Origin of the sequence: Streptomyces sp. NPDC002734 (genome assembly GCF_040295685.1) — a bacterium.
In the GTDB taxonomy this organism is placed as follows: Bacteria; Actinomycetota; Actinomycetes; order Streptomycetales; family Streptomycetaceae; genus Streptomyces.
Genome location: NZ_JBEOVU010000014.1, coordinates 142,086 through 164,329 on the forward strand (window position 1 = coordinate 142,086; position 22,244 = coordinate 164,329).

Annotated in this window: 14 protein-coding genes; 9 read left to right on the forward strand and 5 right to left on the reverse strand. The window is 74.6% G+C overall.

Going from position 1 to position 22,244, the window contains the following annotated elements; all coding sequences use genetic code 11:
• The first annotated feature begins 112 nt into the window (after window positions 1-112).
• The 4 genes from ABT026_RS15230 to moeZ all read left to right on the forward strand — a co-directional run bounded on the left by ABT026_RS15230 (window position 113) and on the right by moeZ (window position 5,345).
• Window positions 113-1,732: a DUF3492 domain-containing protein gene (locus ABT026_RS15230; protein ID WP_351114832.1), complete on the forward strand. Its 1,620-nt coding sequence runs from the start codon at window positions 113-115 to the stop codon at window positions 1,730-1,732.
• Window positions 1,729-2,940, forward strand: coding sequence for a hypothetical protein (locus tag ABT026_RS15235; RefSeq protein ID WP_351114834.1), 1,212 nt, complete (start codon window positions 1,729-1,731; stop codon window positions 2,938-2,940). Before ABT026_RS15230 ends, ABT026_RS15235 begins: the two co-directional genes overlap by 4 nt.
• Window positions 2,941-3,078: 138 nt before the next feature.
• Window positions 3,079-4,047, forward strand: coding sequence for an NAD-dependent epimerase/dehydratase family protein (locus ABT026_RS15240; RefSeq protein WP_351114835.1), 969 nt, complete (start codon window positions 3,079-3,081; stop codon window positions 4,045-4,047).
• 119 nt (window positions 4,048-4,166) lie between these two features.
• Window positions 4,167-5,345, forward strand: a complete 1,179-nt coding sequence (gene moeZ, locus ABT026_RS15245; RefSeq protein ID WP_351114836.1) for an adenylyltransferase/sulfurtransferase MoeZ — start codon at window positions 4,167-4,169, stop codon at window positions 5,343-5,345.
• Between the two features lie 137 nt (window positions 5,346-5,482).
• On the opposite strand, the gene ABT026_RS15250 is transcribed toward moeZ, so the two are convergent.
• Together ABT026_RS15250 and ABT026_RS15255 are read right to left on the reverse strand one after the other, a co-directional pair.
• Window positions 5,483-6,172: an SMI1/KNR4 family protein gene (locus ABT026_RS15250; protein WP_351114838.1), complete on the reverse strand. Its 690-nt coding sequence runs from the start codon at window positions 6,170-6,172 to the stop codon at window positions 5,483-5,485.
• A 285-nt stretch (window positions 6,173-6,457) separates the two neighbouring features.
• Window positions 6,458-7,303, reverse strand: coding sequence for an aldo/keto reductase (locus tag ABT026_RS15255; RefSeq protein WP_351114840.1), 846 nt, complete (start codon window positions 7,301-7,303; stop codon window positions 6,458-6,460).
• Between the two features lie 7 nt (window positions 7,304-7,310).
• On the opposite strand from ABT026_RS15255, the gene ABT026_RS15260 reads away from it, so the two are divergent.
• Both ABT026_RS15260 and ABT026_RS15265 read left to right on the forward strand, forming a co-directional pair.
• Window positions 7,311-8,036 carry a DNA-binding response regulator gene (locus tag ABT026_RS15260; protein WP_502967986.1) on the forward strand — a complete coding sequence of 242 codons (726 nt, stop codon included), beginning with the start codon at window positions 7,311-7,313 and terminating at the stop codon, window positions 8,034-8,036.
• Between the two features lie 281 nt (window positions 8,037-8,317).
• Window positions 8,318-8,611 carry a hypothetical protein gene (locus ABT026_RS15265; RefSeq protein ID WP_351114842.1) on the forward strand — a complete coding sequence of 98 codons (294 nt, stop codon included), beginning with the start codon at window positions 8,318-8,320 and terminating at the stop codon, window positions 8,609-8,611.
• Window positions 8,612-8,643: 32 nt separating this feature from the next.
• On the opposite strand, the gene ABT026_RS15270 is transcribed toward ABT026_RS15265, so the two are convergent.
• The 3 genes from ABT026_RS15270 to ABT026_RS15280 form a co-directional block, all read right to left on the reverse strand.
• Window positions 8,644-9,018 carry a hypothetical protein gene (locus ABT026_RS15270; protein ID WP_351114843.1) on the reverse strand — a complete coding sequence of 125 codons (375 nt, stop codon included), beginning with the start codon at window positions 9,016-9,018 and terminating at the stop codon, window positions 8,644-8,646.
• A 26-nt stretch (window positions 9,019-9,044) separates the two neighbouring features.
• A complete protein-coding gene (locus ABT026_RS15275) occupies window positions 9,045-10,586 on the reverse strand; it encodes an alpha/beta hydrolase (RefSeq protein WP_351114845.1) in 1,542 nt (513 codons plus the stop codon).
• 354 nt (window positions 10,587-10,940) lie between these two features.
• Entirely contained in the window at window positions 10,941-13,955 is a 3,015-nt protein-coding gene (locus ABT026_RS15280) for a lysylphosphatidylglycerol synthase transmembrane domain-containing protein (protein ID WP_502967981.1), read from the reverse strand.
• Between the two features lie 215 nt (window positions 13,956-14,170).
• Here ABT026_RS15280 and ABT026_RS15285 point away from each other — a divergent pair, with 215 nt between their 5' ends.
• The 3 genes from ABT026_RS15285 to ABT026_RS15295 all read left to right on the forward strand — a co-directional run bounded on the left by ABT026_RS15285 (window position 14,171) and on the right by ABT026_RS15295 (window position 22,242).
• Window positions 14,171-14,521: an MGMT family protein gene (locus ABT026_RS15285; protein ID WP_502967982.1), complete on the forward strand. Its 351-nt coding sequence runs from the start codon at window positions 14,171-14,173 to the stop codon at window positions 14,519-14,521.
• A 260-nt stretch (window positions 14,522-14,781) separates the two neighbouring features.
• Window positions 14,782-18,372, forward strand: a complete 3,591-nt coding sequence (locus ABT026_RS15290; protein ID WP_351114847.1) for an ATP-dependent helicase — start codon at window positions 14,782-14,784, stop codon at window positions 18,370-18,372.
• A gap of 138 nt (window positions 18,373-18,510) precedes the next feature.
• Window positions 18,511-22,242: an ATP-dependent helicase gene (locus tag ABT026_RS15295; RefSeq protein WP_351114848.1), complete on the forward strand. Its 3,732-nt coding sequence runs from the start codon at window positions 18,511-18,513 to the stop codon at window positions 22,240-22,242.
• Window positions 22,243-22,244 lie beyond the last annotated feature (2 nt).

Here is a 22,244-nt window from a genome sequence, read left to right on the forward strand (position 1 = left end):
GGCGCGACGGACAACCGTCCGTCGCGCCACCCGCATATCCGCATACGTTCGTCCCGGCTACCAGCCGCCGCCTCGGCGGCGGCCCTTCCTAGGGGAGATCGGGGATGTACGCGTGCGCATCGGACTGCTGACGGAGGGTGGTTACCCGTATGCGACGGGTGAGGCCAGGCTCTGGTGCGACCGCCTGGTACGTGGGCTCGGCCAGCACGAGTTCCGGTTGTACGCGCTCAGCCGCGACCGGGAGCAGGAGCGGGCCGGCTGGGTCGACCTGCCCTCCCAGGTCACCCAGGTGCGCACCGCCCCGCTGTGGACGGCCGAGGTCGACGGCACCTGGTACGGCCGCCGCGCGCGCCGGCGGTTCGCCGAGCACTACGGCGACCTCGCCGCCGGTCTGTGCACCGGTCCGGCGGGGGCGGCCGGGCCGGGCGCACCCTCCCCCGAAGAGGCGGACCGTTTCCGCTCGGCTCTGTACGGCCTGGCCGAACTCGCCCGCGAGGAGGGCGGGATGGTCGCCGCGCTGCGTTCCGAGGAGGCCGTGCGGGCGCTGGAGCGGGTCTGCCGCGCGCCGGGCGCCCCGCGGGCGGCGCGTGAGGCGCGCGTGACGGATCTCCTGGAGGTCGGCGCGCACCTGGAGCAGGCCCTGCGCCCCCTTTCGCTCGACTGGTGCGAGGCGGGCGAACTCGGCTCGGTCGACCTCTGCCACGCCGCGGCCGGCGGGCTCGCCGCCCTGCCCGGGCTGCTGGCGCGGCACTTCCACGGCGTTCCCCTGGTGGTCACCGAGTACGGCGTGCCGCTGCGGGCGCACTACCTCGGCTCCGCCGAGGCGCCCCCCGCCGTCCGCGCGCTGCTGGCCGCCTTCCACGGGCGCCTGGCCGCCGAGGTGTACCGCAGCGCCGGCATGCTCACCCCGGGCAACGCCCACGTCCGTCGCTGGCAGGAGCGCTGCGGCGCGGACCGGTCCAAGGTGCGCACGGTCTACCCCGGCATGTCGGCGGCGCGCTTCGCCGAGGCCGGGGAGCACGCCGGAGCGGGCGGCCGGGCGGCGGGGGCGCGCTCCGGGCCCGGCACCCTCGTCTGGGTCGGGCGCATCGAACCGTCCAAGGACCTGGTGACGCTGCTGCACGCCTTCGCCGCCGTGCGGCTCCGCGCGCCCGGCACGCGGCTGCGGATCGCGGGTTCCGCCCCCGACCCGGAGGGCGCGGCCTACCTGCTGCACTGCGAGGAGCTGGCCGGGCGGCTGTTCCCGGGCGACGGCACGGTCGAGTTCGTCGACATGAGCGGGCCCGAGGCGCCCCCGCTGGCCGAGGTGTACGCGCAGGGCGAGGTGGTCGTGCTCTCCAGCGTGGTGGAGGGGTTCCCGGTGAGCGTGGTCGAGGCCATGTTCAGCGGGCGGGCGACGGTCTCCACCGACGTGGGCGCGGTGGTGGAGGTCGTCGGGGGGACGGGTCTGGTGGTGCCGCCCCGGGACCCGCAGGCCCTGGCCGACGCCTGCGCGGCGTTGCTGAACGACCCGGAGCGCCGTGAGCGGCTCGGCGAGGCGGCCCGCGCGCGGGCCATGGAGCTGTTCACCGTCGAGCAGAACGTCGCGGCGTTCCACCGCATCTACCTGGAGGTCGCCGGGCGCTGCCCGGCCCGCCGCATCGCCGAGGCGGACGCCGCCGAGCCCCGGCCGTTCGCGGTCCCGGCCGAGTTGCGCGTCGCCGGCGCCGATTCCGTGGAGGTGACCCGGTGAACGGGCTGGACAAGCGTGAGAGAGCCCTCGGGGACGGCTCCTCCGTCGCACCGCCGCGTCGCCCGCACGGCGGAGGCGTCGCGGGGACGGGCGCCGACCCGGTGAAGGCGTTGATGCTGCGGCACCGGGACCTCTGCGAGCGGGCGGTGGACCCGCTGGAGATCGCCGCCGGTCTGGAGGCGCACGGCGTCACCGACCGGACCGCCGCCCGGTTCCGCCACCGGGACGTGTTCTCGCTGGCCGAGGAGATGTACGCCCGGGCCGGCCGGACCGACGAGGACGGGCTGCCCGCCGGCCCGCCCCCGGCGGCCGGGCCGCCGCCCGCCCGGTGGGCGGTCCGGGCCCTGCTGCCCGGCGCCCTGGGCGTGCTCGCCGTGGCAGCGCTGCGATGGACCACCGGCGAGGCACGGCCGGTCGTCGGCCTGCTGGGACTCTTCGCCGTGGTCGCCGGCGTGCGCGCGGCCCTCGGCCGAGGGCCGCTGAGTTCGGAGGGCCGCTCGCTCCCCGGACCGCACGACTGGCGGACCCCGCCGGGTGCGCGCGCCTGGGCGTACCTGCTGGTGGGCTACGCGCTAATGGGCGACGGGCTGCTGCACGCCGGGCTCGTCGGCGGCCCCGACGGGCTGCCGGGCGGCGGGCAGTCCGGCGACTGGCCGGTCAGCCTGGCCCCGCTGCTCGCCCTCGCGCTGTCCTGCGCGCCCGCCGCCTGGAGCGCGTACCTCTTCCGCACGGGCGTCGGCCGCAAGCTGGCCGGGAGCCGTGGACTGGAGGAGTTCGCCGCCACCGCCCGCCCCCTGCTGCTCGGTGTCGTCGCCGTGCACCTGGCAGCGGTGTCCGGGCTGGCCGCCCTGTGCGCCGTGGTGCTCGACGAGCACTCCACCCCGGCGGCCACCGCCGCGCTGGGCGCCCTGCTGCTGATCGCGCGCCTGCTGACCGTGCACGGCTTCACCCACGCGCCGGGCGTGGTGCTGCGCGCCGTGGGCTGGACCGAGATCGTCACCGTGTGCCTGGTGTTCGCGGGCCGGCTGCCCGGCTGCGGCCTCCTCGCGGGGCCGGTCGAGACGGTGGTGTCGGTGTGGGGCGCGCACGCCGTCCCGCTCATCGCCTGCGGGGCCGGCGCGCTGGTGCTCCTGTTCCACGCCTGCCGCCGCCTCACCCTGGCCTCGGCGCACGCCCCGGCCGCGCCCCGCCCGCCGTCCGACCGCTGAGGGCCGGCGCGCCGTGCGGGCCCGCACAGGCCCGAGCAGGCCGCGCTGCCCCACCCCCGTCTCTCCCCCCACCGTGCACTTCCCCCCTTCCCTCCCCTCCCCACCCCTGAAGACCGCCTTGAAGGAGAACAAGCAGCCATGAGGGTTCTGCTGATCGGAGCCAACGGATATCTCGGCCGTTTCGTCGCCGACCGTCTGCTCGCCGATCCCGCCGTCCAGCTGACCGCGCTGGGCCGGGGCGACGACGCCGACGTCCGGTTCGACCTGGCGGCCGGCAGCCCCGGCGCGCTCACCCGGTTCCTGGACGCCGTCCACCCGCAGGTCGTCGTCAACTGCGCGGGCGCCACCCGGGGCGGCGCGCGGGAGCTGACCCGGCACAACACGGTGGCCGTGGCCACCGTCTGCGAGGGCCTGCGGCGCAGCGGCTGCGGCGCCCGCCTGGTGCACCTGGGCTGCGGCGCCGAGTACGGGCCCAGCCAGCCCGGGTCCTCCACGGCCGAGGACTCCGTGCCGCGCCCCGGCGGCCCGTACGGGGTGAGCAAGCTGGCCGCCACCGAGCTGGTGCTCAACTCCGGCCTCGACGCGGTGGTGCTGCGGGTGTTCTCCCCGGCGGGCCCCGGCACCCCGGCGGGCTCCCCGCTGGGCCGGCTGGCCGAGGCGCTGCGCCGGGCGATGCAGTCGGGCGACGGCGAGCTCAAGCTCGGCGGGCTGGGCGTGCAGCGGGACTTCGTGGACGTGCGGGACGTGGCGCGTGCGGTGCACGCGGCGGCTCTCTCCGCAGCCCAGGGCGTCATCAACATCGGCTCCGGCAGGGCCGTCCGGCTGCGGGACGCCGCCGCGGTGCTGGCCCGGGTCGCCGGATACGGCGGCGCGCTGCACGAGTTGGACGGACCGCCCGGGGCCATGGTGCGCGGGCTGATCGGCCACCAGCGCACCGACTCCGAGCACCACGCGCCCACCATGCCGGTCCACCCCTACCCCGACGGCTGCGGCAGCTGGCAGCAGGCCGACGTGCGCACCGCCAGGGACCGGCTGGGCTGGCGCCCGCGGATCGGTCTGGAGGAGTCGCTGGCCGACATCTGGATGGAGGCCGCCTGCCGCATCTGACCCGCCCGGCTGCTGGGACACCCACGTCTCGCAGGGCGGAACGGTTGTCTTGGAATGAAGAAGGGCGTGGCAGTGTTACCGGAAGAACAACCGTACCTATACCGACCAACGGAGTCCCCGTGTCGTTGCCACCCCTGGTCGAGCCGGCCGACGAGCTGACTGTGGACGAGGTCCGCAGGTACTCCCGCCACCTGATCATCCCGGACGTCGGGATGGACGGGCAGAAGCGGCTGAAGAACGCGAAGGTCCTGTGTGTGGGCGCCGGCGGTCTGGGCTCCCCGGCGCTGATGTACCTGGCCGCGGCGGGCGTCGGCACGCTCGGCATCGTGGAGTTCGACGAGGTGGACGAGTCGAACCTGCAGCGGCAGATCATCCACAGCCAGGCGGACATCGGCCGCTCCAAGGCGGAGTCCGCCAAGGACAGCGTCCTCGGCATCAACCCGTACGTGAACGTCGTCCTTCACGAAGAGCGGCTCGAGGCCGAGAACGTGATGGAGATCTTCAGCCAGTACGACCTGATCGTCGACGGCACGGACAACTTCGCCACGCGTTACCTGGTGAACGACGCCTGCGTGCTGCTGAACAAGCCGTACGTCTGGGGCTCGATCTACCGGTTCGACGGCCAGGCCTCGGTCTTCTGGTCGGAGCACGGCCCCTGCTACCGCTGCCTCTACCCGGAGCCCCCGCCGCCGGGCATGGTCCCCTCCTGCGCCGAGGGCGGCGTGCTGGGCGTGCTGTGCGCGTCGATCGGCTCCATCCAGGTCAACGAGGCCATCAAGCTCCTCGCGGGCATCGGCGAGCCGCTGGTCGGCCGCCTGATGATCTACGACGCCCTGGAGATGCAGTACCGCCAGGTCAAGATCCGCAAGGACCCGAACTGCGCGGTCTGCGGCGAGAACCCGACGGTCACCGAGCTCATCGACTACGAGGCCTTCTGCGGCGTCGTCTCGGAGGAGGCCCAGCAGGCCGCCGCCGGCTCGACGATCACTCCCAAGCAGCTCAAGGAGTGGATCGACGACGGCGAGGACATCGACATCATCGACGTCCGCGAGCAGAACGAGTACGAGATCGTCTCCATCCCGGGCGCGCGGCTGATCCCGAAGAACGAGTTCCTCATGGGCAGCGCCCTCGAGGGTCTTCCGCAGGACAAGAAGATCGTCCTGCACTGCAAGACGGGTGTCCGCAGTGCGGAAGTCCTCGCGGTGCTGAAGTCCGCGGGCTTCTCCGACGCGGTCCACGTCGGCGGCGGCGTCATCGGCTGGGTCAACCAGATCGAGCCGCACAAGCCGGTGTACTGATCACCCGGCTCGCTCACCGGCGAGACTGACGAAGCCCACGGCTCCGACCATGTCGGACGCCGTGGGCTTCTGACGTTGTCGGGCGGGATTCCGACTCCCGGCCTCACGCCGTGAGCCGCCCCGCCGGGCCTGAGGGGTCAGGCTGTCGCCGGGGTGGAGGCCAGTTGCTGTTCGGCCTTCTCGAGCCACGTCAGGTACCAGCGGCTGAACGTCATCGGCTCGCCGTTGTCGTCGAGGAGCGGCGTCAGGTCCTCGTCATCGACCCTGTTGTCGGACCAGATCCTGCCGCGCTCCGGGCCGCTGATGATCAGCCACTCGCGGGCGGCGCAGCCCAGCGTCGAGATCACGACCGCGCCGACGGTGCGGTCCGACGACCACATCACGGGTTCCCAGCGCTCCTCCCACGCCTCGATGGCCTCGTCGAAGTCCTCGATCTCCTCGAAGTCCTCCTCGTCCGGACGCTCGGCCAGCAGCAGCCGCACAGCTTCGGGATCGGCGCCTTCACGCGGGAACGGCTCGGCCAGCCGGGACAGGTCCGCGATCTCGGCTCCGTCACCCTCCCACCGCCAGCGACCCTGGACGCGCCGTACCGGATACACCCCGTACGAGGGGCCGGCACCGCCGGCACCGACCTGGAGGAGGAAGCCGCGGTACTCCTCAGGCAGCGACACACCGATCCGGTGCTCGAGGTCGTTCAGCTCTGCCGGGGTCAATGGGGCTTCGAGGAAGAACCTGTGCCCCCTCGCGCCGAAGACGCGGTCACCGGCCGGCACCGCGGTGAGGGCCAGCACCCGCTCCCGCACTCCCACCCATGTCGAGTCGTTCATGAGCGGAGCCTAAGGGGACGCTCCGGGTGCGGGCCTTGCCGGTGTCGAGGTTGGGGTGGCAGCGACAGCGGGCCTGGACCGGCCTGTAGCGACCCGCTCGGCGATCCGCGCGTTCGGCAGCCCGCGGGCCGCGTGCAGCACGATCCGTGCGCGCACTCGAAGCCGGTACCCGGTCCCCAGACCCCAGGCTGCCTTCTTCGACCGGTGCCGCTCGGTGGCGGTCGGGGATGTCGGGCGGGCGGCGACAGACGGCATGGCAGGCCGGCTGACTTCCGGTCCGACCCGTCAGCCTCGCAGGTCGGACAGGTCCTCGGCACTGAGACGGAGATCGTTCGCCGCGAGGTTCTCCTCGAGGTGTTCCGGAGAACCGGTACCCGGAATCGCCAGCACCGTCGGCGAGGTCGCCAGCAGCGAGGCGATCGAGACCTGCGCTGCGGTCGCGCCCAGACGTGCTGCGACCTTGCCGAGCCGTTCGGCGTCGACCGGGCCGCTGCCGACTCCGCCGCCGAGTGGGAAGTACGGCACGAACGCGATGCCCGCCTCCTCGCTTTCCGCCAGCAGCCCCATGTCACCGGCACGGTTCTGCACCGCCGCGACGGGCGCGATCGCCCGAGCCTCGGCGAACTGGGCGGCGTCGACGTTACTGACACCCAGGTGTCCGATCAGCCCTTCCGCGCGGAGCTCGGCCAGAACCGCGAACCGTTCGGCGATCGACTCGTCGCCCGGCCCGGTCATCCCGCCGACCCGCAGATAGACCAGGTCGAGCCGGTCGAGACCCAGACGGCGCAGATCCGCCTCGACCAGGCCGCGCAGCTGATCAGCCGTTGCCTGCCCACTCGGCACACCGTTCGGTCCGGGCAACGGCCCGACCTTCGTCGCGATCACCAGGTCGTCACGGTAGGGGGTCAATGCCGCACGGATCAGCTCGTTGGCCCACACCGCGTCCCTGCCGTAGAAGCCGGCCGTGTCGATGTGGTTCACACCCAGCTCCACGGCCCGGCGGAGCACCGCGATGCCCGTCCCGGGATCTCGCGCCGGACCGGCGAAGGTGCCCATCGCCAGGCGCATCGCGCCGAAGCCGAGCCGGTTGACCGTCAGCTCTCCGCCGAGGGAGAAGGTTTTGATCGCCATGACGCTCATGGTGTCCGCCGGCACGACGCCCAGCGAGCTCGTGGCAGTTTGCTGCCAGACTGGCGGGATGCGGAAGGAAGAGGTGTTCTCCGTGCGAGGAGACGCAGAGTTGATCGCGCGCGCAGGTCATCTCTTCGAGTCCGTGCGGACCGAGTTCCTGTGCGCCGCCCGGGATTTCAGGACCTGGTCGCAACCGGGGGCCAGGGCCGCGGTCCGAAATCGGATGCGCGCGGCGGATCCCGCTGACATCACCCCTCGGAAGCTGCTCAGCCCGGTGGCACTCGCCGACGAGGAGGCCCGCGAGCACCTGCGGCTGGTGCGGAGCAAGGGCGTTCTCGTTCGGATCAGCCGTTCTCCGCTGCCGCACGAGACCATCCTCATCGACCGGCGGGTGATGATCCTCGCCGGCCAGGAAACCCCCACCGGCCGCGAGTACACCGTGACGACGTCACAGATCCTGGTCGACGGCGTTCACTCGCTGTTCCGGGCGATCTGGGACGCCGCCGTCGATCTCGAAGCCTATCTGCGCAGTGAGACCCCGCACCTCGATGCCGACGGTCGCATGATCCTCAAAGCCCTCGCTTCGGGCCTCACCGACGAAGCGGCGGCCAGACGGCTCGGCGTCTCACTGCGCACCTACCGACGGCGTGTGGCCGAGCTGATGGCCGAACTCGAGGCCGGCTCCCGCTTCCAGGCCGGGCTGCGGGCAGGCGAGCTCGGGCTACCTCGCTGAAACCATGGTGATCGCGACCCTTCAGTGGTCCGCCCTCCTGAGCCCCCGGACCACATGACCAACCGTCACGTCGACCTTCGAAGAACTTCCAGCGGCGACCACTGGGCGTGACGGGCGCGGCCTGGGGAACCGATGGCGGGATTCCGGTGTCGTGGTGTTGCGTGGAAGCTGATGATCAGAGGGCCGGTTCCTGTCTGCCGGTGGCAGCCGTGGCGTTGTTCGGGGCCGCCGGGGGGACGCTTGCGTGGGCCTTGACGGTGCGGGCGAGGTCGTTCTGCGACGTGTACTTCGACGTCGGGGCGATGTTCGCGTTCAACTTCCTGTCGCCGCTGTACGCCGGAGTGCCCGCGGTCCTGGCGGTCCTGGCCTGGCGGCTGGGACGCCGGCCGGCGGCGGCGCTCACCACGTCCCCGGCAGGCCGTGTCGCGCTGCGGGTCCTGCTGGTCGTGGTGGTCACGGCGGGGCTGGTCTGGATGGTCTTCGCCTACCAGGGGACACCGGCCGGGGAGCCCGGCATCGGCAGGTGTCCCGCGAGCAACGTCCCTCCGTGGTGGCCGGGGTGGATCCCCGCCTGAGGCACCGCAATCGCTCGGACCGCCCGGACCGCTCAGGCGTCGTCCGTCGGGGCCGACGGGTCCGGGCGAGGCAGGGTCGCGGACAGGGGGAGGCCTTCGCGGCGGGCGGCGAGGCGCCGGGCGCGGAGCTGGGACCGGGTGCGGGGGCGGAAGCGGGGTTCGCGGCCGCAGCCGCAGGGCCGGTGGCCGTCGTACCGCAGGCCCGCGCCCAGGACCGCCGCCACCACCGACCAGCCGCGGACGTCCCGGCGCCGTGGCGGCGCGAAGTCGTGCCCCGCGCACAGCAGGGGCCGCCCGCAGTTCGGGCAGCGGTGCTCACCGGCCGGGGCGGCGGGCCGCTTGAAGTCGACCCGGCAGGACACGCAGGCGTAGTGGAGCTTGTAGCCCTTCACGGCGTAGAGGCACATGCCGGGACGGTACCGCCGACGGCCCGTCAGCCGCAGACGGTTCCGGAGCGGGGGACCTTGCCCTCCAGGAGGTAGCCGTTCACCGCGTTCTGGACGCAGGTGTCCCCGCTGTCGTAGGCGCCGTGGCCCTCGCCGCGGTACGTGATCTCGATGCCCACGCCGGGGCCCAGCGCCCGGGCCATCCGCCGGGCGCCCTCGTACGGGGTCGCCGGGTCGCCGGTGTTGCCGATGACCAGGATCGGCGGCGCTCCAGGGGCGCTGACGTCCGGACGGTCGGCGGCGCCCTCCACCGCCCAGTCGGTGCAGCTCAGCATCGACCAGGCCATGTAGTCGCCGAACACGGGCGACACCTCCCGGAAGCGCGGCAGCGCCCGCTGCACGTCCGCGACCGAGTAACGGGGCCGGTCGTCGGCGCAGTTGATCGCCGTGTTGGCGGCCACCAGATTGCTGTACTCGCCGCTCTCGCTGCGCCCGTTCATCGCGTCGGACAGCGCCATCAGGGTCCGGCCGTCGCCGTCGTACGCCTCGTCCAGCGCCTGCGTGAGGTACGGCCAGAAATCCTTCGAGTACAGGGCCTGCGCGATGCCGCCGGTGGCCGCCGTCTCGGTCAGCCGGCGCGGGAAGACGCCCGGCAGCGAACGCTTCTCCAGCTGGTCGAGGAGCTGGGTGATGCGCTTCTTGACGTCCTCGGCGTCGGTGCCGATCGGGCACTCCTCCTCCGGCTTGGCGGCGCAGTCCTCGGCGAAGTTGTCCAGCGCCCGCTGGAAGCCCCGGGCCTGGGCCAGCGACCCCTGTTCCGGGTCCTCCGTCGGGTCGACCACGGCGTCGAAGACGGCCCGGCCGACCGTCTTGGGGAACAGGTGCGCGTAGACGCCGCCCAGCTCGGTGCCGTACGAGATGCCGAAGTAGTACAGCTTCTCGTCGCCGAGGAGCTCGCGCAGCAGGTCCATGTCGCGCGCGGCGTCGGTGGTGCGCACGTGGGGGAGCACCTCGCCGGAGTTGTCCTCGCAGGCCTCGTTGAAGTCGCGCAGACCGTCCTCGTACTCGCGGCGCTCCTCGGCGTCGTCGGGGGTGCCGTCCTTCTGGAACAGGGCGTCCATCCGGCTCGCGCTCTCGCACTCCACGGGCTCGCTGCGGCCGACCCCGCGCGGGTCGAAACTGACCAGGTCGTAGCGGGTGCGGAGCGTGTCGTACTCCTTGCCGAAGGCGGGCAGGGTGGTCACGCCGGAGCCGCCCGGGCCGCCGAAGTTGAAGATCAGGGAGCCGATGCGGTCGTCCGCCGGACCGGAGGAACGGACCCGGATCAGCTCGATGCCGATCGTGTCGCCCTCCGGCTTCGACCAGTCCAGCGGCGCCCGCATGGTGGCGCACTGCCAGGCGCCGCCACGGGGGAGCGGCGAGGGCGAGGCGCCGCCGCCCTGGGCGTCGGACGGAGCCGGGCAGTCCTCCCATTCGAGTGACTGCTCCCGGACGTCGCCGTCCTCGCCGCCGCAGGCAGCGAGGGCTCCGGCGGCCAGGACGGCCGAGGTCAGCAGGGCTGCGGTGCGGGTCCGGGCGGCGTAGGGCATGCCGCCATGTTCCTGCGCCCCACGGTGCGCCGCGCGGGCGCGGGACCCGTCCGGGTTAACCGGCCGCCGCAGCCGCCGACCGGGGCCGCCCGCGCCGCCCTCGTCGACGGGGGCCGCCTGTGCCACATCCGTCGGGCGGGGCTACCTGCGTCGCGTCCGCCGACCGGGACTACCTGCGCAGCACCCGCCGTCGGGGGCCTGGCGTCCCGCCCGTCGGTCGGGTCTCTGCGCCCGGCCCGTCGGCCCTTGCCCGTCGACCTGGCTCTTCGGCCCGGCTCGTCGGCCCGGCTCGTCGACCTGGCTCGTCGACCGGGCCCCCGTTCCGTCGGCCCGGCCCTTCCGCCGGGGCCTGGCTCAGAGCGCCTCGCGGCGGGTGAGGTGGCTGAAGCAGAGCCAGCCGGGGAGCACCGGCAGCCACAGGGTGAACAGGCGGTAGAGGATCACGGCCGGGACCGCGACCTCGCGGGGCAGGCCGACCGCCACCAGACCCAGGGTCAGCGTGGCCTCGACCGCGCCGATGCCGCCCGGCGTCGGCGCCGCCGAGCCGAGCGCGTTGCCGGCCAGGAAGACCACGGCGACGCTCGCCAGGCTCACGCCGGTCGACCCGTCGCCGAACGCGCGGACCGAGGCGTCCAGGCACAGGACGAAGCAGGCGGTCAGCAGGAGCATGCCGCCGATGCCGGTCGCCAGCTTCTGCGGCCGCTGGAGCACGTCCAGCATGCGCGGCACCACGCCCGCGAAGAGCGAGCGCACCCGGGTCGCCACGAACTTCCGCAGCAGAGGAACCGAGGTCACCACCAGCACCAGCACGGCGACCGTCAGCAGCCCGGCGATCACCGTGCGGGACGGCGACAGGGACGGCGTCTTCTCGATGCCGGTGAGGTAGCCGAAGACCAGCAGCAGCATGATGTGCGAGCCCAGCCCGAACAGCTGGGAGGCGCCCACACTGGCCACCGCCAGGCCGGGGCGGATGCCGGCCTTCTGAAGGAACCGCGTGTTCAGGGCCACGCCGCCGATCGCCGCCGGGGCGACGATCTTCACGAAGGACCCCGCCACCTGCGCCGAGACCGTGCGCCTGAACGGCACCCGCTCCGGCACGAAGCCCAGCAGCGACATCGCCGCAGCGACATAGCTGAGCGCCGCGAACAACGCGGCGGCGGCCACCCAGCCCCAGTGCGCCGAGGCGATGGAGTCGAACGGGACGTGGGCCAGCTGGGACAGCAGGTAGTACGCGCCGATCGCGCCCGCGATGAAGGTGATCAGGGTGCGCGGACGGATCCGCTCCAGCCTGGCGGGCTCCACCGGGGCCTGCGGGCGGATGCGCAGCACCTGGTGGCGGATCTGGGTGAGCAGGTCCTCCTCGCGCGCCTCCTCCAGGGCCTCGTCGACGGCACGCTTCTCGGCGCGCTGCTCGGCCTTGAGTGCCTTGCGGTCGGACACCGCGCCGGTCGACGCCGTCACGGTGCCCGTGCCCGCCGCTCCGGTCGCGGCCGGCGTGGCCGCGGTGGCGCCTGCGCCGGCCTCGCGTTCGGCGGCGCGCAGCGCACGCGCCTTGTCGGCGGCCTCCAGCACCGCCTCCCGCTCCCGCTGGGCGCGCTCCCGGCCCAGCCGGCGCAGGGTGGCGCGGGTCGTGCGGGTCAGCGCGATGGGCTGGAGCAGTGGCAGGCAGTCCGCGACCGCGTCGGGGCCCAGGACGTCCACCGCGGCGGCCACCGCCCGCTCCGCGCCGGCCCGCAGGCCGAGCGTGGTGAGCAGCTGGGCGATGTCCATGCGCAGCAGCAGGTCGCCGGCGGCGATCTCGCCGCCGCGGAGGTCGGAGAGGATCACCGCGCCGGAACGATCCACCAGAATGGCGTCGCCGGCCAGCCTGCGGTGCGCGATGCGCCGCGACTGCAGCGCCTTCACCTGCCGCCAGGTGTCCCGCATCAGCTCGTCGGTGATCTCCTCGTCCGCCAGCTGGTCCAGCGGACGCCCTCCGGTGTGCTCGTACACGAGCATCACGGCGTCCGGTCCGAGCTCGGCGGTGGCGATCAGCTTGGCGGCGTTGGCCCCGGCGGCGATGGCCGCGTAGGCCAGCAGGGCCTCCTGCTCCAGCGCCTGGCGCAGCGACTGAAGGCTCCGCCGGGTGGCCGAGCCGCGCAGCGTCAGGTTGCGCCAGGCCCGGTAGTAGAAGGCCTGCGCCTGCTGTTCCCGGTCGACCACCGTGACGTCGAGGGGGCGGCCGTCCTCCAGGGTGACGAAGTAGCGGCGGCCCCGGTCGCTCTCGTGGCCCTCGCCCTCCGTCTCCTGCCGGGCCGAGGCCGGGTGGAAGCCGACATGCCGCAGGCCCGCCATCAGGGTGCGGCCGGTGGGCCGGACGTTGGGCGAGCCGACGGCGTACAGCGTGCCGTAGGCGACGCTCCAGCCGATGAGGATGGTCAGGAGGATGGAGAAGGGGGTGGTGTAGCCGCTGACCAGCATGGAGAAGGCGTCCAGCGCCAGCACCACCCACAGGACGGTGCGCCAGCGAGGTCTTCGGGAGAGCCCCACGGCGGTCATGAAGGCGATCACCGGGGCGAGGTAGCCGTGCACCGGGTCGGTGAGCGCGGCCGACGCACCGCTGCCGCCGGGGGCGAGCTGGGTGAGGGCGTCCTGGATGGCCTGGGGGGCGGACCGCGCCACCCACAGGTCGGTGGCGAGGGTCACTCCGTGCGCGAGGACGGCGGCCAGCACGCCGTCGGCGATCCGCAGGGCGTCCCGCTTGATCAGCCGCTCCACCGCGAAGGCCACCGGCACCAGCAGGATCGCGATGCTGGACGCCAGGCCGGCCACCTTGATCAGGAGGTCGGGCGCGGCGGTGGTGCCCTCGTTGATGTCCTGCTCGAGGCCGGAGGTCGCGCCCTCGGCGAAGGCGGCGACGGCCAGCAGCACGGCGACGGCCAGGAGGCCGACCAGCAGCCGCATCAGGTCGGAGGGGCGGTGCACGCGGGCGGGGAGGAGGGGCTCGTCGCCCTGCACCTCGTCGCCGTCGTCGGGGGCGACGGTGGCTCCGGAGGGCTCGGGGGGCAGCTGGGCGTCCGGGGCCTTCGCGCCGTCGCGGGTTCCGGTGCTGCCGCCGACTCCGGATCCGTCGCCGGCTCCGGCCCCGTCACCGGTTCCGGTGCTGTCGCCGGTTCCAGGGACGCGGGCGTTCTCGGCGTGCGAGCCGCCGGCGTGGGCGGGGCCGCCGCCGGCGTCACCGCCGCCGGCGTCGCCGGGGCGCCGTGATCGGGGAGTCTTCGTCATCTCTGCTTCCGGGCGCGACGAGACCTCGGCAGCGCTCTCCGCCTTCTCGGGATGCACGCCCTGCCACTCCTCGGTCTCGTTCTGCTCACGTTGCTCACGTATCACCAGTCACCGCCCGCACGATGGTGGCATGCCGGGCATACCCATGGTGGGGTCAGGGGGCGATCCAGAGGCGTGAAATACGCCGCGCACGCCTCCGGAGCGCGTTCGGAGAGCGTTCCGGGCGCGTTCAGGGTGCGCTCCGGGCGGGTCCCGGACGTGCGGCGGGAGTTCCGCGGGCGTGGGCGGGTGTGTCGGAGGGGTGCGGCAGGATGGGTCGGATGAGTGACGTGGAACGGTCCGGCGCCGAGCTCCCCGAGTACGCGGAACTGGTGCTGGACGTGGCGGAACGGGTCCCGCCGGGCCGGGTGATGACCTACGGGGACGTCGCCGAATGGCTCGGGGAGGGCGGCCCTCGCCAGGTGGGGCGGGTGATGGCCCTCTACGGGAGCGCGGTCCCGTGGTGGCGGGTGGTCCGCTCCGACGGCGTGCTGCTGCCCGGCCACGAACTGCGCGCGCTGGACCACTACCGCGAGGAGGGGACGCCGCTGCGGGAGGCCGCCGGCGCCTCCCGGGGGTCGATGCCCCGGCTGGACATGCGGCGGGCCCGCTGGGACGGCGCGGAGGGATGACCCGCGTGCGACCGGTCCGGAGGGCAGGACGGGGCGGCTGTCCTCCGTCCGGGTGAAGTCCGGTATCGGTGGACTCGTACGGGCACGCCCCCGCGATGCCGTACGTTCGACGGACGACCACCTTCGCATCCGCCCCTCGGGGACACCCTCCCCACAGCCGCCCCGCCCGCCCCGTCCCCACCGCCTCGCACGCCCCCTCCACCCGCCCAGCACCTCCCCATCTGCCGCACACCCCTCCGCACCACCAGGACCGGCGAACCATGAGCAACCCCTCCCTCACCGCGACACCGCCCCGCCGTACGGCGCGGCGGGCGTCCGACGGCGGGTACCGGCTGGTCCGCACCCCGGTCGCGGCACCGGAGCCGCCGCGGCTCGACGCGTCGCAGCGTGCGGTCGTGGAGCACCGCTCGGGGCCGCTGCTGGTCCTCGCCGGTCCGGGCACCGGCAAGACGACGACGCTGGTGGAGTCGGTGGCCGCGCGGATGGCGCGCGGCGGCGACCCGGCGCGCATCCTGGTCCTCACCTTCAGCCGCAAGGCCGCCATGGAGCTGCGCGACCGGATGGCGGCGCGGGTCGGCGCCGCCCGGGCGCCGCGGGCCACCACCTTCCACTCCTTCTGTTACGCGCTGGTCCGCGCGCACCAGGCCGGCGACCTCTTCGCCGAGCCGCTGCGCCTGCTCTCCGGCCCCGAGCAGGACGTCGCGGTGCGCGAGCTGCTGGCCGGCGAGCCGGAGCTGGAGCGGCTGGGCCTGGCCCACGTCCGCTGGCCCGACGACCTCCGCGCCTGCCTCACCACCCGCGGCTTCGCCGACGAGGTCCGCGCCGTGCTGGCCCGCACCCGTGAGCTCGGGCTCGGCCCGGAGGCGCTGGACGCGTTCGCCCGGCGCATAGGCCGGCCCGACTGGCGGGCGGCGGCTGCCTTCCTCGCGGAGTACCTGGACGTCCTCGACCTCCAGGGCGTCATCGACTACGCGGAGCTGGTGCACCGCGCGGTGCTGCTGGTCAGCCGCCCGGAGGTCGGCGGCCGGCTCGCCGCCGAGTACGACGCGGTGCTGGTCGACGAGTACCAGGACACCGACCCGGCCCAGGTGCGGCTGCTGCGGGCGCTGGCCGGGGGCGGGCGGACGCTGGTCGCGTTCGGCGACCCCGACCAGTCGATCTACGCCTTCCGCGGCGCCGACGTCAACGGCATCCTCGACTTCCCGCACGCGTTCCCCCGGGCCGACGGCGCTCCGGCGCCGGTCGAGGTGCTGCGCACGTCCCGCCGGGCAGGCGCGGGGCTGCTGGAGGCGACCCGGCTGCTCACCCGGCGCATGCCGCTGACCAGGCTGCCCGCCGCGAAGGTGCGGGCGCACCGGGAGCTGGTGCCGGAGCGGGAGGGCGGTTCGGTGGAGGTGTACACCTACCCCACCCGCAGCACGCAGCTGGAGAACGTCGCCGACGTCCTGCGCCGCGCGCACCTCGAGGACGGCGTCCCGTGGCGCGAGATGGCTGTCCTGGTCCGGGCCGGTTCCCAGTCGATACCCGCCGTGCGTCGCGTCCTGAGCTCGGCCGGCGTCCCCCTGGAGATCGACGGCGACGACGTGCCCCTGCGGCACGAGCCCGCGGTGGCGCCGCTCCTCACCGCCCTGCGCGCGGTGGCCACGGCGGAGGCGACCGCCCGCACCGCCGCGTCCGTGGCGGGCGACGAGGGACGCGACGGTGCGTCGGGCGACGCCCCGGGCGACGTGGACGGCGGAGGGGGCCCGGGCGCGGGGGCTGCCGACCGTGACGGTGAGGCCGGTGCCGGTACCGGTGCCGGTGCCGGGGTCCAGGGCGGCGCTGATGCGGAGGGCGGAGCCGAAGCTGAGGGCGGAAGTAGGGACGAGGCCGGCGTCGACTCCGGGACCGCGGCGGAGGCCGTCGCTGAGGCTGAGGCTGAGGCCGCCGCTGCGGCTGAGGCCGTGGCCGGGAGCCGTGACGGGGACGGGGACGGGGCGGTGTGGCTCGACACCGAGACCGCGCTCACGCTGCTGGCCTCCCCGCTCGCCGGACTGGACGCCGCCGACCTGCGCCGTCTCGGCCGCGCCCTGCGCGACGAGGAACGCGCCGCGGGCAACGCCTTCCCGCCGCCCTCCGACGACCTGCTGGCCCGCGCCCTGTGCGCCCCCGAGCGGCTGATCGCCCACGACGACGCGTACGCCGGCGGCGCCCGCAAGCTCGGCGAGCTGCTGCGGGCCGTCCGCGCCTGCCTGGCCGAGGGCGGCACCGCAGAGGAGGCCCTCTGGCTGCTCTGGGACGGCACCCCCTGGCCGCGCCGGCTGGCCTGGGCCGCCCACCGCGGCGGCGCGGCGGGCCGCAACGCGCACCGCGACCTCGACGCGGTCTGCGCCCTGTTCGCCACCGCCGCCCGCGCCGAGGAACGCACCGGCGGCCGCGGCGCGCTCAACTTCCTCGCGGAGATCGAGAACCAGGACATCGCCGCCGACACCCTCACCCGCCGGGTGGCCCGCCCCGACGCGGTGCGCCTGATGACCGCCCACCGCTCCAAGGGCCTGGAGTGGACCCTGGTCGTCGTCGCCGACGTCCAGGAGGGCCTGTGGCCCGACCTCCGCCGCCGCGGCTCCCTGCTCGAGGCCGACCGGATCGGCCGGGACGGGCTCGCGGACCCGCTCCCCCCGGGCGCCCTGCTGGCCGAGGAGCGCCGCCTGTTCTACGTCGCGGCCACCCGCGCCCGTGAACGCCTGGTCGTCACCGCCGTCAAGGCTCCCGCGGAGGACGGCGACCAGCCCTCCCGCTTCCTCACCGAACTCGGCGTCGAGCCCCGCGACGTCACCGGTCGTCCGCGCCGCCCGCTGTCGGTGGCCGCCCTGGTCGCCGAGCTCCGGGCCACCACCGTCGACCCCCGGGCCTCCGACGCCCTGCGGGAGGCCGCCGCGCGGAGACTGGCCAAGCTCGCCGCCCTGACCGACGACGAGGGCCGCCCGCTGGCGCCCGCCGCCCACCCCTCCCGCTGGTGGGGCATGCACGAGCCGACCGAGAGCAAGGTCCCCCTCCGCGACCGGGACCAGCCCGTCGTCCTGTCGGGCAGCGCGCTGGACCAGCTCGCCAACACCTGCGCGCTGCAGTGGTTCCTGGGCCGCGAGGTGAAGGCCGACACCCCGGCCACCGCCGCCCAGAGCTTCGGCAACGTCGTGCACGTGCTGGCCGACGAGGTGGCCTCCGGCCGCACCCCCGCCGACCTGGACGTCCTGATGGAACGCCTCGACTCGGTGTGGAACTCGCTCGCCTTCGACGCGCCCTGGAAGTCCGACCAGGAACGCGACAACGCGCGCGCGGCGCTGGAGCGGTTCCTCAACTGGCACGTGATGGGCGCGGAGACCGGACGCCGGCCGGTCGCCACCGAGCACGACTTCGACGTCACCCTCGCCGCCGGCGAACACCGGATACGCATCCGCGGCTCCATGGACCGCGTGGAGACCGACGCCGAGGGCCGCGCCTACGTCGTCGACTTCAAGACCGGCAGGTCGGCGCCCACCTCCGGCGAGGTCGCCCGCCACCCGCAGCTCGCCGTCTACCAGCTGGCGGTGCGCGAGGGCGCCGTCGACGAGGCGTTCGGCGGGGAGCGCCCTGAGCCGGGCGGCGCGGAACTGGTCCACCTGCGGCAGGCGACCTCCCGCAAGGCCGAGGACCTCCCCAAGGTCCAGGCCCAGGACCCCCTGGAGGGGGAGTGGGTCGGCGACCTGCTGGCCACCGCCGCCGGCAAGGTCCTCGACGAGCGCTTCGTCCCGGCCACCGGCGGCCACTGCGACCACTGCGCCTTCAAGCAGTCCTGCTCCGCCCGCCCGGAGGGCCGGCACGTGGTGGACTGACCCCGCCCCCGCCCCCGCCCCCGGCCTCCTGGCCCCGCCGCGGCCCTCCTGGCCCCGAGGGCGAGGCCAGGCACCGCGGCGGCACCGGTCGCACCCGACGCGGCGTCCGCTGTCCGCCCGGCGGGTTAGCCTCGAAGCGTGTCCGACCCCCGCATCACCGACCCCGAGCAGCTCAAGGAGCTGCTCGGCATTCCGTTCACCCCGGAGCAGCTGGCGTGCATCACGGCGCCGCCCGCGCCGCAGGTGATCGTCGCGGGAGCGGGGTCGGGGAAGACGACGGTGATGGCCGCCCGCGTGGTGTGGCTCACCGGCACGGGGCAGGTGGCGCCGGAGCAGGTGCTCGGGCTGACCTTCACCAACAAGGCCGCCGCCGAGCTGTCCGAGCGCGTCCGCAAGGCGCTCGTGAAGGCCGGGGTCACCGACCCGGACGCCTTCGAGCCCGGGGCCGGACCGGAGGAGGGCGCCGGCGAGCCGCTGATCTCCACCTACCACTCCTTCGCCGGACGCCTCCTCACCGACCACGGCCTGCGGATCGGCCTGGAGCCCAGCGCGCGCCTGCTCGGCGGGGCCGCCCGCTACCAGCTCGCGGCGCGCGTGCTGCGCGAGGCGCCCGGACCGTACCCGTCGCTGACCGGCACCTTCGCCAACATGATCCGGGACCTGCTCACCCTGGAGGGCGAGCTCTCCGAGCACCTGGTGACGCCCGAACGGCTCCGGGCGTACGACGCGGAGCTGCTGGCCGAGCTGGCGGACGCCAAGCTCACCAACGACGACCTGCGCAAGGTCCCGAAGGCCGCGGCGGCCCGGCGCGAGCTCGCCGAGCTGGTCGGACGGTTCCGGAAGGCCAAGCGGGAGCGGGACCTCGTCGACTTCGGCGACCAGATCGGGCTCTCCGCCGAGCTGGCGCGCGGTCGTCCCGAGGTCGGCGCGCTGCTGCGTGACCAGTACCGGGTGGTGCTCCTCGACGAGTACCAGGACACCTCCGTGGCCCAGCGGATCCTCCTCTCCGGCCTGTTCGGCGGCGGCACGGGCCACCCGGTGACCGCGGTGGGCGACCCCTGCCAGGCCATCTATGGCTGGCGCGGCGCCTCGGTGGCCAACCTGGACGACTTCCCCGAGCACTTCCCGCACGCCGACGGCACCCCGGCGACCCGCCTGTCGCTGAGCGAGAACCGGCGCAGCGGAGGCCTCCTCCTCGACCTGGCCAACCGCATGGCCGCCCCGCTGCGGGACATGCACGAGGGCGTCGAGGCCCTGCGCCCCGCCCCGGGCGCCGAGCGGGACGGCCGGGTGCGCTGCGCGCTGCTGCGGACCGCCGTGGAGGAGACGGACTGGATCGCCGACTCCATCGCCCACCTGGTGGCCACCGGGACGCCTCCCGGGGAGATCGCCGTGCTGTGCCGGCGCACCGCCGACTTCGCCCCGCTGCATGCCGCCCTGGTGACCCGGGACGTCCCGGTGGAGGTGGTGGGCCTGGCCGGTCTGCTCGACCTGCCGGAGGTCGCCGACCTCGTCGCCACCTGCGAGGTGCTCCAGGACCCGGGCGCCAACGCCTCCCTGGTCCGGCTGCTGACCGGGCCGCGCTGGCGGATCGGCCCCCGCGACCTCGCCCTGCTCGGACGCCGGGCCCGCCTCCTCGTGGCGCGCGGCGGCCCCGACGAGGAGGACCTGGAGCGCCGCCTGGTGGCGGCCGTCGAGGGGACCGACCCGGCGGAGGTGATCTCCCTGGCGGACGCCCTGGAGACCTTCGTCGACCCGTCCCTGGGCGGCGACCACGACGGGCTGCCGTTCTCCGCGGAGGCGCGGGTGCGGTTCGCCCGGCTCGCCGCCGAGCTGCGGGACCTGCGGCGTTCGCTGTCCGACCCGCTGATGGACGTCCTGCACCGCGTCCTCGCGGTGACCGGCCTGGAGGTCGAGCTGTCCGCCTCGCCCGGCGCGCTCGCCGCCCGCCGCCGCGAGACGCTCGGCAACTTCCTCGACACGGCCGCCTCCTTCGCCGCCACCGCCACCGCGGAGGACGGTCGGGCCACCCTCCAGGCGTTCCTGGGCTTCCTGCGGGCCGCCGCCGAGTTCGAGAAGGGGCTGGACAACGCCCTGCCCGGCGGCGAGAACACGGTCAAGGTGCTCACCGCGCACAAGTCCAAGGGCCTGGAGTGGGACGTGGTCGTGGTGCCGGGCCTCGTCCAGGGCGGCTTCCCCGACGCCAAGGGCCAGGACCGGTGGACCGCCCAGGCCCGGGTCCTGCCGCACGCCCTGCGCGGCGACGCCTCCACCCTGCCGGACATCGCGTCCTTCGACGCCAAGGGCATGAAGGCCTTCAAGGCGGCGACGGACGAGCACCACCGGACCGAGGAGCTGCGGCTCGGGTATGTCACCTTCACCCGTCCCCGCTCTCTCCTGCTCGGCTCCGGCCACTGGTGGGCGCCGGCCAGGACCCGCCCGCGCGGGCCGTCCGCGTTCCTCCAGGCGCTGTACGAGCACTGCGAGGCGGGGCACGGCGAGATCGAGGTCTGGGCGGACGGGCCGGAGGAGGACGAGAAGAACCCCGTCCTGCACAGCGGCGGCGCCGAGCACGCCTGGCCGCTCCCGCTCGACGAGGAGGCGGCGCGCCGCCGCCGTGCCGCCGAGCGCACCGTCCTCGCGCACCTGGAGCGGGCCGCCTCGGGCGCCGCCGAGCCCGACGAGGCGGCGCACGCCCACCACCCCGACTGGCCGCCGCCGCCGGACGACGAGGACCTGCCCCCCGACCCGTACGACGACGCCCTCCCCCCGGACCCGTACGACCACGACGACTCCGTGCCGCCGGACCCGTACGACCACGACACCCTGCCGCCGGACCCGCACGAGCACGACCTGCCGCCGGACCCGTACGGCCGGGACGCGCAGCCGGATCCGTACGGCGGCGACGGCCTGCCCGCGGACCGTGACGGTGGCACGCCGCCCCCCGCGCCGCCCGCCCCGTTCGTGCCGCACCAGTTCGCCGAGCCGCTCACGCCCGAGGAGGCGCGCGCCGTCGCGTCCTGGGACCGCGACCTCGACGCCCTCGCCGAGGAGCTGCTGATCGCCCGGCAGGCAGTGACCGAGGTGCGGCTGCCCGCCTCCCTCACCGCCACCGAGCTGATGCGTCTGCACGAGGACCCGGACGGCTTCGCCCGCGAGCTGGCCCGCCCCATGCCGCGGCCGCCGCAGCCGGCCGCCCGCCGCGGCACCCGGTTCCACGCCTGGGTGGAGTCCCGCTTCGAGGCGCTGCGGCTGCCCATGTTGGAGCCCGACGAGCTGCCCGGCACGGACGCCGAGATCGAGGACGAGCGTGACCTGGAGGCGCTCAAGGAGGCCTTCGAGCGCACCGAGTACGCCCGCCGCACGCCCTACCGCGTCGAGGCGCCGTTCCAGCTGGGCCTGGCCGGCCGGGTGGTGCGCGGCCGGATCGACGCCGTCTACCGCGTGACGGAAGAGCGCGTGACGGAAGAGCGCGTGACGGAGGAGCGCGTGACGGAAGAGCGCGTGACGGAAGAGGCGGAGGGGCGGGAAGGGGAGGAGGCCGCCGGGGAGGTTCGGTACGAGGTCGTGGACTGGAAGACCCACCGCGCCCCCACCGCCGACCCGCTGCAGCTCGCCGTCTACCGGCTGGCCTGGGCCGAGCAGCAGGGCGTGCCCGTGGAATCGGTCACAGCGTCCTTCCTGTACGTCCGCACCGGCGAGGTGGTCCGCCCGGCGGATCTGCCCGGCCGGGCGGAGCTGGAACGCCTCCTGACAGGGGACGATGCGGAGGAATCGGGCGAAGACGGAGCGTTCGAGGCGGCCGGAGTGTCCAGTTCCACTGGTCCCGGGACTCCTTCACCCCATCGGCCCACGGGTTCGGCCGGATAGGG